Annotated in this window: 7 protein-coding genes; 5 read left to right on the top strand and 2 right to left on the bottom strand. The window is 58.5% G+C overall.

What is annotated here, in order from left to right; translation table 11 throughout:
• The first annotated feature begins 35 nt into the window (after positions 1 to 35).
• The 5 genes from NVB75_RS03655 (at position 36) to NVB75_RS03635 (ending at position 8,593) form a co-directional block, all read left to right on the top strand.
• Positions 36 to 1,496: a hypothetical protein gene (locus NVB75_RS03655; protein WP_258346036.1), complete on the top strand. Its 1,461-nt coding sequence runs from the start codon at positions 36 to 38 to the stop codon at positions 1,494 to 1,496.
• 52 nt (positions 1,497 to 1,548) lie between these two features.
• Positions 1,549 to 3,789 (top strand): hypothetical protein, encoded by a 2,241-nt coding sequence (locus tag NVB75_RS03650; RefSeq protein WP_258346035.1) that lies wholly within the window; start codon positions 1,549 to 1,551, stop codon positions 3,787 to 3,789.
• A 107-nt stretch (positions 3,790 to 3,896) separates the two neighbouring features.
• Complete coding sequence (locus NVB75_RS03645) at positions 3,897 to 5,711, top strand: hypothetical protein (protein ID WP_258346033.1); 1,815 nt, start codon at positions 3,897 to 3,899, stop codon at positions 5,709 to 5,711.
• 29 nt (positions 5,712 to 5,740) lie between these two features.
• Entirely contained in the window at positions 5,741 to 7,240 is a 1,500-nt protein-coding gene (locus tag NVB75_RS03640) for a hypothetical protein (RefSeq protein WP_258346031.1), read from the top strand.
• Between the two features lie 144 nt (positions 7,241 to 7,384).
• Positions 7,385 to 8,593, top strand: a complete 1,209-nt coding sequence (locus NVB75_RS03635; RefSeq protein WP_258346029.1) for a serine hydrolase — start codon at positions 7,385 to 7,387, stop codon at positions 8,591 to 8,593.
• Here the strand turns inward: NVB75_RS03635 and NVB75_RS03630 are convergent.
• Together NVB75_RS03630 and NVB75_RS03625 are read right to left on the bottom strand one after the other, a co-directional pair.
• Complete coding sequence (locus NVB75_RS03630) at positions 8,553 to 10,841, bottom strand: ATP-dependent DNA helicase (RefSeq protein ID WP_258346028.1); 2,289 nt, start codon at positions 10,839 to 10,841, stop codon at positions 8,553 to 8,555. The two genes, NVB75_RS03635 and NVB75_RS03630, sit on opposite strands and share 41 nt — an antisense overlap.
• Positions 10,838 to 12,487: a VRR-NUC domain-containing protein gene (locus NVB75_RS03625; RefSeq protein ID WP_258346027.1), complete on the bottom strand. Its 1,650-nt coding sequence runs from the start codon at positions 12,485 to 12,487 to the stop codon at positions 10,838 to 10,840. Before NVB75_RS03625 ends, NVB75_RS03630 begins: the two co-directional genes overlap by 4 nt.
• Between the last annotated feature and the right edge of the window lie 101 nt (positions 12,488 to 12,588).

Genomic DNA, 12,588 nt, shown 5'->3' with positions numbered 1-12,588 from the left:
TGTGACGCGTACCCACTGCCTGACCGGAGAACGCCATGCCTACCAAAAAAGCCAAGACATCCGAGGTTAAACCCAAGTTTCTGGATCCACTGTTCATCCCTGGCATGTCACCGGGGGTTGGCAACCACGCTGGCGGGATCCCCAAGCGGTTACTGACCCATGGCCTGACGGTGATCGTGTACAAAAACTGGCCGGCGAAGCCCAAGGACAAAATCCAGGTTGTCTTGATGCCGGGCTTGATCGTCCTGGCCGAACAAACGCTGCTGCCGGGCGATGAAGCGAACGAGAGCTTCGCTTTTGCGATTCCCGACAGTCGCCTGCCCGAAGGAAGCGTGACCCTGGGCTACGTGGTGCATTACGAAGGCGGCCCAGACTCCAACACCTCCAATCCACTGGACGTACTGGTCAAAAGAACCCTCCCGGCAGGTGACGACAAAAATCAAGTTATCCCAGGCCACTCAGAGCTCAACTTCAAGCCTGACTACCTCGAAATCCGAGAGTTTCAATCCTATCGGACCACGGTCACCATCGATCCCTATCCGGAGATGGATGCCGGAGATCTGATAGCACTGAGGTTGGGCGACTACAATGCGCCGCGCCAGCAGGTCTCGGGCGTCGGCAAACAGACAGTGATAGCCCTCTCCCGCGACGGTATCGTCAAGGCCGGTAACGGCAACAACCGTCTGATGAGTTTTAGCGTGGCTGATCTGGTCGGTAACGTTTCCTCACCTCGTTCTCGGCAAATTCCGGTGCTGATAGACCTTGATCGCAACACCTTGGCTCCACCTATTTTCAAAACCCAGGATGTTGCAGGTTTTATTGACCTTGAGCGGCTGGATGGCAAGCCTTTGCACATACAGCTCTTCCTTCCAGACAATCTAGGCCCGGCGGGTTACACCTACCACGTCACCTACCGTGGTTATCCGAAGCTGGGGGGCGTTGTATTGGAGGAAAAGTACATCACCATTGAGAATGCCGGCAGATATGAAAACTTTTTCGTACCCAATGAAAAGGTACGTGCTTGTGCTGGCGGCAGAGTGGAAATCAGCTACCTGCTGCTAAAAACCGGTTTGCCTACGCGGCCTTCGAAATTCGCGACCGCACAGGTGGTGGATGCGATTGTGAAGCTACAAGCACCGTTCTTCCTGAACCACACCAATCATGTGCTCAACCCCATTCCCAAGGATGGCGCTGCCGTGGAGATCCCGTGGTACGCATGGCGCAATCCCACAGACAAAATCGAGTTGATATTTCGTCACGTGTTACCGGGCAGTAATCAGGTCACCTTGTATACCGACCGGTTTACCGTCGGCAATGTGCCGGAAGGCATACCGATCAGGCGCCTGATTCCCTACAGGGAGCTCTTGAGGTTCGACCGCCTGACCCCTGAGCTCTATTACGTCTATGAGCCGGAGCAGTATCTGAACGCCACGGCAGACATAAACGAATCCGACCGCCAGGTAGTCCAGGTTGGCCCACCGGCAGCAGAAGTTTGAACCTGGTTTTTTTGACCCTTAACAGCACCCGTTCGACGGTGGAGGCTGCCCCATGTCTCGTGTACCGGAAGTAGATCCCGAGCACCCGCTCAATGACGAAGAATACGACATGATTGGTCCGGTATTTATCGAAGACCTGTACCCACCGCTCAAGGGCTTTGACGACTATGGCGACTATGACGGCGGCATCGGCCTGCGGCATGTCGAGAACAACCTGAGGGTGACGCTGGTGCTATCGGAGTTGCTGCCGTTAAACACCCAGATCTACCTTTACTGGAGCAATCCCGAGCTACCCGTGGACTATATCCTCATCCGACCTGAGAACCAGGAAAACCGGTTTTTCGAACTGGAAGTCCGTAAAGAGGAGGTCCTGGCGGATTGGGCAGAAGTCTACTGCATCATTCGGCGCCCCAGTAACAACCACTCTAAAACCAAGCCTTTGAGGCTACGAGTCAAGCGTGACCGTCCTGGGGACCCGGATCCGAACCCGGATATCCCCGGCAATCAAGGCCTGGTGTTTACACTGCCCGACGACCTCGCCGCCGGCAGTCATGTGGATCAGGACAGAGCCAATCAAGGTATACGGCTTACCGTGCAGCCCTACGAAAACATGGCTGGGGGTGACACCTGCTTCATTTCCTGGGGGTCCCAGACAGTCTCCTATGTGGTGTCAGAAAAGGAACTTCGACAGTCTTTTGACGTAGTCGTCACCGCCGACGTAATCAGCCACGACGACTACGAAGAGGCGCTGCCGGTGGCGATGCAAATCATCGACATGGGCGGCAACTACCCCGCGCCCAATACCGACGCCAATTGGTCCGAAATCAGTCGGGTCAACGTCAACCTTGGGGTCTACCGGCCGGACGCGCCCTGGCTTAAGCAGCCAGGGGAGATCATTGACATGGATGAGCTCGGCGGAGCGGCGCAATTGATTGAACTGTTGACCGAGGAGCATTTTTTTGAAAGAGGTGACACGGTCAGGTTGCAGTGGCAGGGCCGCGACATACACAACGTACCCTTCTTTCATACCGAAAGCAGATTCGTCGACCGGATAAATCACATTATGCAGTTCGAAATCGAGAACGAGCTGCTCAGAGCCATCTCGGGCGGTATTGCGATCATGTATTACGAGGTATACAAGATCGTGACCGATACCTGGTACCCGTCAAGGAAAGTGCGTGTGCGGGTGATCGGGCGACTGATGGACTGGCCGGCCCCGACCATCGACCAGGCACCTAACGGACAGCTCGCTCCGGACTCAATTGCCGTGATGAGATTCAGTGCACAGGATGGGTGGACACCGGGCACTCGAATTCGCGTCGTTTGGGTCGCCCATTCGGTCAACTTTTCTGAAGAAATATTTTTGGAAGCTATTCCTGAAGACCGCCGATTGAGCTTTCAGGTTTCGAGCGAACAAGTCCGACGCTTTAATACGTTGCCCGTCGAGGTGTATTACGAGCGTATTGATTACACGCCCCATCGTCAGTCGCTGCGAATGCAGCTTCAGGTGGGAGAGCCGGCAAGAACACTGCCCGCTGTAACGGTTGAAAAGACTTTCGGCAACAATCTCGATCCCGCAGATATTGGCACCCACGTGACAGTAACTGTTCCACTCTCGGATAGCGTTGAAGGTGACATCATCACATTAATTTGGAACGGTGATGCCTTGGGTACGTCAGTTGAAGTCAAACTCAGTAAAGAACAAGCAGGAAAGGCACTTCTAGTCCCAATAGAGCGCCGCTTTGTCGATGCCAACATAAATAGGTCGGTGCGGATCATATACGACTTGGCCAGGGCTGATGTCCCCCGGCGCTTTTCACTGATTTACGTTTTAAGGATTCAAACTGTCCCAGGTCAATATGATCTTACAAACTTCACCGGAAGCAATTTAAATGGCTGGGTCCGAGGGCCCGCGCTTAGTGACAATAGAGATATTGCATTCAGAACCTATAGTGGAAACACGGTCTTCCACAACTATACCTATCCTCCCGGCAATAAGGCTGGCGTCATTTTAAGTAAACGATTTAATAATCTGGGGCCAGGGCGTCGATACGAGTTCTCACTGAGAGCTCGAAGATTTGAAAATTGGCACTTTGCACCCAGACTTTCACTCAGTACTTCAGAGAGTGTAATTACTCCGGTGGAGACTCTTTCAACTCCCTATGCATGGGTAGAAATTAGCGGAGAATTCACCGCCAATAACTCTTCGATCACTCTTAATATTAATAGTCACTACCCTACCCATGAGGGTAATGATTATGAAATCGACGACATCCTCTTCCGATCGCTCTAATGATCAATAGGAACTAGCCAACGACCACGCAGCGAATCGTATACATAACCTATAACTTACGCACTTCGCACGCCTCGAAGGGGGCAATCCAGAAAGGAGTCACTGCGATGTCCACAGTCATTACAGACGTACCCCAACCCACTGCTGTATTGGGCAGCCTCGAAGTGCCAGGGATGCTTCCCGCCAATGCCGGCGACGTGGGCGTTGACGGTAGCCTGGGCCTGAGAAATATTCAGACCCCCCAGGTGGTTTACGTGCAAACGTCCTCACGGATGGCCAATGGTGATTTGCTCGAATTGTTCAGCAACGACCCGCTGATACCGGTGGCTCATACCTTTGTCCAGCCCGGTGACCTGCAGCAGGCACGGCTACCGCTGCTGCTTCCGGCGGCCAGCATCAGGCCCCTGTTGATTGACCCACTGGTATGCCGGAACAACCTCACCGGCGAGTCGACCCAGACCTTGCGCCTGCTAGTTGATCTGAACATGCCCGGCGGCCCCGACCCCGATGTTACGAGGCCGGGGCACCAGGGGCTGCGCTTCAAACTGCCCGACGACGTGGTGGTGAGCGGCGTCAGCAACAAGCGGGCCCGCGACGGTATCGAAGTCGAAGTGCTCCACTACCCGTTTATCGCCGCCGGGGACCGCGTGTTGCTGTGCTGGGGTGATCAGCAAGTGACGTATTCGATCAGCGAAAAAGACCTGCGGCGCCCCATCATCCTGGTCGTGCCCTACGAAAAAATCCTCGCCGCTGGCGATAGCGAGCGGGTGACCGTGCAGTTTCAGGTACATGGACACACCGGAAACTATTCCGACCCTTCTGCGCCCTGGTCGGCAGTCAGTGAAGTGAGAGTGTTTGCCCGGGACGACTTCCTGTATGCGCCGTTTATCAATGAGGCCGATCCGCAAACCCGGGTGATCGATCTGGCTAAACTCGGGGGGCAATCGATCACGGCGAATGTCTATGCCGACCCCAACTACTTCTCGCCTAACGACACGCTGGAGTTTTTCTTCCAGGGCACCGATGCCCACGGAAATATCATCAACCACAGCGAGAGAAGGCGGGTGGACCAGAACAACAAATTATTTGAATTCCCGTTAAGCCATGAGCTGATGGCGAAGCTGGTCCAGGGCCACGCCAAGGTGCAATACACCCTTCACAAGTTCGTCGAAGGCATAACCTTTTACTCGATCGCCGACTACGTAACGGTTCAGGGCGCGGTCGAACAGTGGCCTGCGCCGTACATGAACGAAGTGACCCCCTTCTTCGCCCATGTACAACCCGTACCTCTGGACGGCTACGCCTATGTGCCTTATCAGGAAAGCTGGAAACCCACGGACCTGATCACCCTGGTCTGGCTGCTACCCGACCCGGAGAGTGCCGTGGAGTACCGGTTCAGCCGCAGTGCCGGCGAGCGTCCGGAGCACAATGTGCTTGAGTTTCATGTGCCAGGCGCACAAGCCCAGCGTTTTGAGGGACGGCCTTCGGTGATGTACTACGAAGCCACTGATAGCCGCGCCATCCCTCGGCTGCTGGGGCAATCAGCGCGTAAAAGCCTGCTGGTGGGCGAGCGTTGGGCGCCCATGGCGGCCCCCGTGGTGGAAAGAGTTATCGGCCACCGGCTTGACCCGGACCTGGTCCCGGACGGCGTCTGGGTCACCATTCCCAACCCGCCGCTTAACCGGGATATCCGCTTGCACTGGTTCGGCCCGGGTAACCGCATCGAAATGCTTGTACGTGCCAATACCCCAGGCGAGGCACGGGTCAGGGTGCCGGCAAAATTTGTGCTGGATAACCTCAATCACATCGTAAAAGTCTATTGGTTGGTCAACCTGGGCGGGAGACCGCAGCGTTATTCAGGCGTGACGACGGTGCGGATCGCACGCCGGAACACTGTTGGCGATGAGAACCTGCCGAATTGATTGCAGCCCTTAACCGTGGAGGTTTCACCATGTCTCGTGCCCCTGAAAAAAACGCGGACTGCCCAACCGCCAACAATAAACCCCTGCTTGTCATCCATAACCTGGCGCCGGTGATCACGGAAGATGAAGAAGCCACCCAATCTGACGGTGGCCTGGGCCTTCGGCATGTGGAGCATGATGTGAAGCCGACGCTTTACCCGGAGCACAGGTACGCGCTCGGCACCGAGATATTTCTCTATTGGGATAGCCCGATCCCGGAAGATTTCGCGGTCATAAACAGTGGGAACCAGGACCATCTGAGAATTTCCCTCCGAGTGGACAAAAAGAATGTCCTGCCGACGTGGGCTTATCCGTATCTAACCGTTCAGGAACCTCGCCAGGCACCTGTAGAGTCAAATCACCTGAAGGTGCGGATCAAACTGGACCGTCCCGGAGGGCGCGATCCAGACCCGGATACCGTGGGCCATCAGGGCTTCGTATTTAGAATGCCCCCCGACTTGCAGGCGGGCGAGGTGGTGACTCGTCACAGGGCAGTGCTGGGCATCATTCTTGATGTCGAGCCTTACCTCAACATGGCGGAGTTCGATACCTGCAATATCACCTGGGGTTCTCAAGGTTTTTCTCATGTGGTGAGGACGCCTGAGTTGGGCAGACCTCTTTCAATTAAAGTGCCCACGGAGGTCGTCCTGGACGCAGGAAGCAGCCCGCATATCCCGGTATCAATGCAGGTAATCGATGCCGTGGGCAATTACCCGGCAGTGAATATGGACCCTGACTCGGACGCTAATTGGTCACCCATAACGTGGGTTAATGTCGACCTCGACGCCGTACTGAACGAGCCGCCCTCTCTCGAGCGGGAACTGCCATCGGGAACCACCCGGATCGGTGCGCGCGGCGCAGGTAGTCCATGGTCGGCCCCCCAGGTACTGGAGGCGGAAGGGGGCCGTCTGGACCCGAACATCGCCAAGGCCACTGTGGTGTTCACTGCGCCCGCTGGCTGGGATGCACCGATGCAGATGCGCCTGGTATGGGAAGCAGATACAACGATCTACATCCAGGAACACACGCTGGACGAGATTCCGGAAGATCGCACCATCGTGTTGACGGTGGATGGAGCGCAACTCAAAACCCTGGCTAACCAGCTCACCGAACTGTATTACGAACGCATTGAGCCCTTGCCCGCTCATGAGTCCCTTCGCCTGGAATTGCAGGTGGGCGAACCCGTCAGTCGTCTACCCCAGGCGCAGGTTGAGCATGCGCAAGGCGAGCACCAGGTGACGGTCATCGTACCGTTCACCGAGACCGCACCCGGCGACACCGTGACCTTGCAATGGATCGCCAGCCAGTCGAGAACTACCGTAACCACCACTCTGAACGCAGACACGGCCGGCCAGCCGATGCGCGTCACGATATCAGTGGAGGGTCTTCAAATGGCCGAAATCGTGAAGGTGTATTACAGCCTTGATCGAAACGGACAACTCCCGCGTTACTCAAAACTGCAGGTGTGGGAAATGGGGTCATACGGTTAATGGCACTCGCTCGCGATATTCCCTGGGAGAACAGGCCATCACACGCTTGTCTGCACCAACAAAAGTTGTGCAATGTGACGTTGTAGTCCAGGCCCCTGGCGTTCATATTTGGCAGTCATGCACTGCCAATGAGCGACCTCAACCATGCAGCCTCCTGCCAGCTACCTCGTGCCCCTTGCCGCCGCCCTTTGCGCCACCCTCGCCTGCGCCGACAGCCCGGACCCGCTGCTCGCCAAGCGGGTAGATGCAGTGGTCGACAGCGCCATTGCCGACAATCGCCTGGTGGGCACCGTGGTGCTGGTGCTGCGGGACGGGCAGCTGGTGTATCACCGTGCAGCTGGGTTGGCGGACCGCGAAGCCGGGCGCCCGATGACAGAGGACACGATCTTTCGTCTGGCATCGGTCACCAAACCGCTGGTCTCCGCCGCCGCGATGCACCTGGTGGAACAAGGTCGCTTGGGCCTGGACGATCCGGTCAGCCGCTGGCTTCCCGACTTCAATCCCAAGCTGGCGGATGGCACCACCCCGGTGATCACCGTCAGCCAGTTACTTAACCATACGGCTGGCCTGAGCTATGGATTTCTGGAAAGTACCCACGGCCCCTACCGCACCGCCGGGGTTTCCGATGGCTTGGGCGAGCCCGAGATCAGCTTTGACGAGAATTTGAAGCGCATCGCCAGCGTGCCCCTGAGTTACCCGCCGGGCATGGGCTGGCAATACTCGATGGCCACCGATGTGCTGGGTGCGGTGCTGGAAAAGGCGTCGGGCCAGAGCCTGCCGGCCTTGGTCCGCGAGTCAGTCACCGGCCCGCTGGGGCTGAGCGATACCGGGTTTTCCGTGACGGATATAAAACGCCTGTCCGCCGCCTATCAGGATGGATCGCCGCAGCCGCTGCGCATGGTCGACAAGGCCACCATCACCTCGGGCAACAGCACTGCGCTGTTTGATGTGCGGCGAATCCTCGACCCGCATGCCTACCCTTCCGGCGGCGCCGGCATGGCCGGTACGGCAGGTGATATTGCGCGGTTCCTGGAAACCATTCGCCAGGGTGGCGCACCGATACTGTCTGCACACAGCGTGCAGTTGATGGTCACCGATCACGTCGGCGCCAAGGTGCAAACCCAGGACCCGGGTTGGGGCTTCGGTTATGGCTGGGCCGTGCTGAATGACCCCGCGCTGACGGGCACACCGCAATCCCGGGGCACCTTTGAGTGGGGCGGCGCCTACGGTCACAGCTGGTTTGTCGACCCGCTGCAAAAGCTCACGGTGGTTGCACTGACCAATACGGCCTACGAAGGCATGTCCGGTCTGTTCACCCACCAGTTACGGGATGCGGTGTATCCGCCGCAGTGATCGACCACCAGCGCGGCAATAGCTGTCGCACCCGCGCTTCACCAAAGCGGTCATCGATCAGCATCACCACGCCCCGGTCCTGCTGGCTGCGGATTACCCTGCCCGCCGCCTGCACCACTTTCTGAATGCCTGGGTACAAATAGGTGTAGTCGTAGCCGGCACCGAAAATCGCGCCCATCCGCAGTTTGAGTTGCTCGTTCACCGGGTTCAGTTGCGCCAGGCCCAGGGTGGCGATAAACGCGCCGATCAGCCGGCTTCCCGGCAGGTCGATGCCTTCGCCGAAGGCGCCGCCCAGCACGGCAAAACCGATGCCCTGGCTGTGCTGGGTGAACTGGTCGAGAAACCCCTGGCGTTCGGCCTCGGCCATGCCCCGTGACTGCCGCCACAGCGGGATCTGCGGGTGTCGCTCGGCGAGCAATTGCGCCACTTGCTGCAGATAATCGAAGCTGCTGAAGAACGCCAGGTAGTTGCCCGGCTGCTGCGCAAACTGCGCAGCGATCAGCTCGACGATAGGTTCCAGCGACGCTTGGCGATGAACAAACCGGGTGGAGATCCGGTCGACGATATGCACCTGCAACTGCTCGGCCTTGAACGGCGATTCCACATCGACCCAGGCCGTGTCCGGGGGCATCCCCAGCAAGTCCGCGTAGTAATGCCGTGGGCTCAAGGTCGCGGAAAACAGCACGCTGCTGCGGGCCGCCGTCAGCCGGGGCCGAATGAATTCGGCAGGCACCACGTTGCGCAGGCACAGGTTCGAGGAGCTGCGTTTGCCACTGAGTTCGCGCTTGCTGATGTCGAAGATGAAGTGTTCGTTGAACAGTTCGGCGACCTTGGCAAACTGCAAGGCCTCGAAATAGAACGCCTGCAGCTCGCCATTGAGTGCTTCGGGATGGTCGTTGAAGTACTCGCCCATGGCGCTGGTGCACAGGCTCAGGGCGTGCAGCAGTTTGTCGGGCTTCTGGGCATACGCCTGATACGGCGCCACTTGCTCCTTGTGCAAGGCATTCCACTCACGGTTCAGACGTTGCAGGGACTTTTTCAGCGGCTCGGGCGCGATCTCCCGCAGGGTCTTGAGGGTGTACTGGTCGAGGGCCGCGCTGTACATCGAACGGCCGCGCTCCACCAGGTTATGGGCCTCGTCCACCAGCACCGCAACTCGCCACTGGTTGAGTTGAGCCAGGCCGAACAACATGGCGCCAAAATCAAAGTAATAGTTGTAGTCGGCGACCACCACGTCGGTCCAGCGCGCCATTTCCTGGCTCAGGTAATAGGGGCAGACGTCATGGGCCAGGGCAACTTCCCGCAGGTTGCGCTGGTCCAGCAGGCGCACGCGGGATGCGGCTTCGCGGGCAGCCGGCAAGCGGTCGTAAAAGCCCTTGGCCAGTGGGCACGAGTCGCCGTGACAGACTTTGTCGAGATGCTCGCAGGCCTTGTCCCGCGCCACCAGTTCCAGCACCCGCAGCGGCAAATCCGGGCTGCTGTCGTACAGCACTTGCGCGGCATCCAGCGCCAATTTTCGGCCCGGGGTCTTGGCCGTGAGGAAGAACACCTTGTCCAGTTGCTGGGGCGCCAGGGCCTTGAGCATCGGGAAAATGGTGCCGACGGTCTTGCCGATACCGGTGGGCGCCTGGGCCATCAGGCAGCGGCCGGTGCTGACGGCCTTGTAGACGGTTTCCGCGAGGGAACGCTGGCCGGGGCGAAACGCTGCATGAGGAAAGCCCAGGGCCGTTGCTGCGGCGTTGCGCGCTTCGCGCTGGTGCATTTCCTGTTCGGCCCAGCCGAGGAACAGTGCGCATTGTCGGTTGAAGAAAGCCTGCAGCTCAGCCGCCTGAAAGCGTTGGCTAAGCAGCGTTTCGTGCTCGCCAACGATGTCGAAATACACCAGCGCCAGCACAATCTCCGACAACCCGAGCTTCTGGCACATCAACCAGCCGTAGACCTTGACCTGGGCCCAGTGCAGTTGCCGGTGGTTGGCCGGCTGCTTGTCGAGGTCACCGCGATAGGTTTTCACCTCTTCCAGCTGGTTGCGGTCCGGGTCGTAGCCATCCGCCCTGCCCCGGACTTTCAACTGCTGGTATTCACCTTCCAGCGCGACTTCATTCTGGTAGTGGGCGCTGCGCCGCGAAGCCACCGTGCGGTGGCCGACAATCCCTTCCTGGGCGCTGGGAGACGGGGTAAAACGCAGGTCGAGGTCGCCGACCTTGGCGGTGAATTCACACAACGCACGCACCGCGACGCTGTAGCTCAAGCCACCTGCTCCGCCCAGCGCACATAACAGACGGTCACGGGCATCTGGTGTTCGCCGCAGAACTCCAGCCAGCGCAGCTGATTGTCTTGCAGGCGATCGCCGGGGCCTTTGACTTCGATCATGCGGTAGGTTTTTTCTTCGGGCCAGAACTGGATCAGGTCGGGCATGCCGGCGCGGTTGGCGCGGATATCCAGCAGCAGGCGCTCGAACCAATGGCGCAGGTGTGCGGCGGGCAGGCAATCGAGGGCCTGGTCGAGCAGTTCTTCACTGAGCACGTTCCAGAACACGAAGGGCGACTGAATGCCCCATTTGTCCACGTAACGCTGGCGAATGCTGTGCTTGTAGCGCTCATCGTCCAGTTGGCCCAGGCACTCGGCAAACAGCTCGGCGCGGCGCTGATGGAAGTCTTCACTGTGCAGGTCCACGGGACCGCGCTGGAACGGGTGGAAAAACGACCCCGGCAACGGCGCAAAAATCGCCGGCCAGCACAGCAGTCCAAACAACGAGTTGATCAGGGTGTTCTCGACGTAATGCACCGGCGCACCGTGGTCGCTCAAGTGGGCCTGCACGCAATACTCCACCGACATCAGCGGGTCCGGGGCCGGCAGCTCGAGGTCCAGGCGCACGATAGCCCGGGGTTTTACCTTGGGCATCGCCGGCTCGCCGAGTTTGCGCCGCAACCTGGGGATCACACGCAACAGGTGCTGCTGCTCGGCAGCGCTTTCCGGGGCCTGCTGCGCCTCACAGGCCAGCCGCATCGCCTGGGCAAAATCCTCCTGACGCTCCAGCACCCGGATCAGCCGAGCCCGAGCACCGGGATAGGTGCAGCCCCGGTATATCGCCTCGGCCAAAGCCAGCTCGGCACTGCGCTCGCAGTACTGGCCTACTTGAAACAACAGCTTGGCCCGACGCTTTTCCAGCCAGGGGTTGTCGGTGTGCAGGGTGGCGATTTGTTCCAGTACGTCATCCAGTGCCTCGCCCGCTTCAAAAGCCTGTTGGCACTGGTGCAGGAACAGAAAGCCGTGCACGTCGTCACGGCTGCGCAAACCACGGGATTCGGCGCCGAACTCGACCTTTTCGTAAGTAAAAATCCCCAGGTCCGCCAGCACGAACTCCGACCAGTCCTGATAGAGATTGCCGAAGAACATCAGCCGCAGGCGGTCGCACAGGTCCATCACGGTCAGGCTGTAGAGTTGATCGGCCAGGTCCGGGCACCAGTGCTGGAAGTGACGCGGTTCACAAAACTGCGTCGACAGCGACGCCAGCCAATCTGCCTTTTTGGCCCTGGGTTGCTCGATCCAGGGTTTGAACGCCGCCAGGATTTCAGCTTTCTGCAACAGGCCAAACAGTTCGCCAAACGACAACAGGCACTGATCCGTCACCCAGCCCTGCTCCAGCAACGGTATCACCGCCTCGTGCACCGCGCCGATTTCGACATAATTGAGCTTGCCTGCCCGGAAATGCGCGCCCTTGCGCATCACCATGCGCACCAGCAAGGCCTGGGACGATTGCGGCAAGCTGTCAAATTGCTGAATGAAATGCTCTTCGTCCGGGGCCAGTAAATCGGCATAACGCTGCCCCAGCCAATCGAGCACCTGGCGGAAGTTATGCAGGTAATAGAGCGGGTCTTCAAGGGGATTGGACATGTCAGGCACGGGATCAAACACTGGTTATGCATACAGAGTGCCGTCCCTGGCCGGCTGTTGCAATCAGTAATAGATCAAAGGCACACGCAACTTTTTGCGTA

Source organism: Pseudomonas sp. CBS, assembly GCF_024734645.1.
Lineage (GTDB): Bacteria > Pseudomonadota > Gammaproteobacteria > Pseudomonadales > Pseudomonadaceae > Aquipseudomonas.
This window is presented reverse-complemented; position numbering and strand designations above follow the sequence as displayed.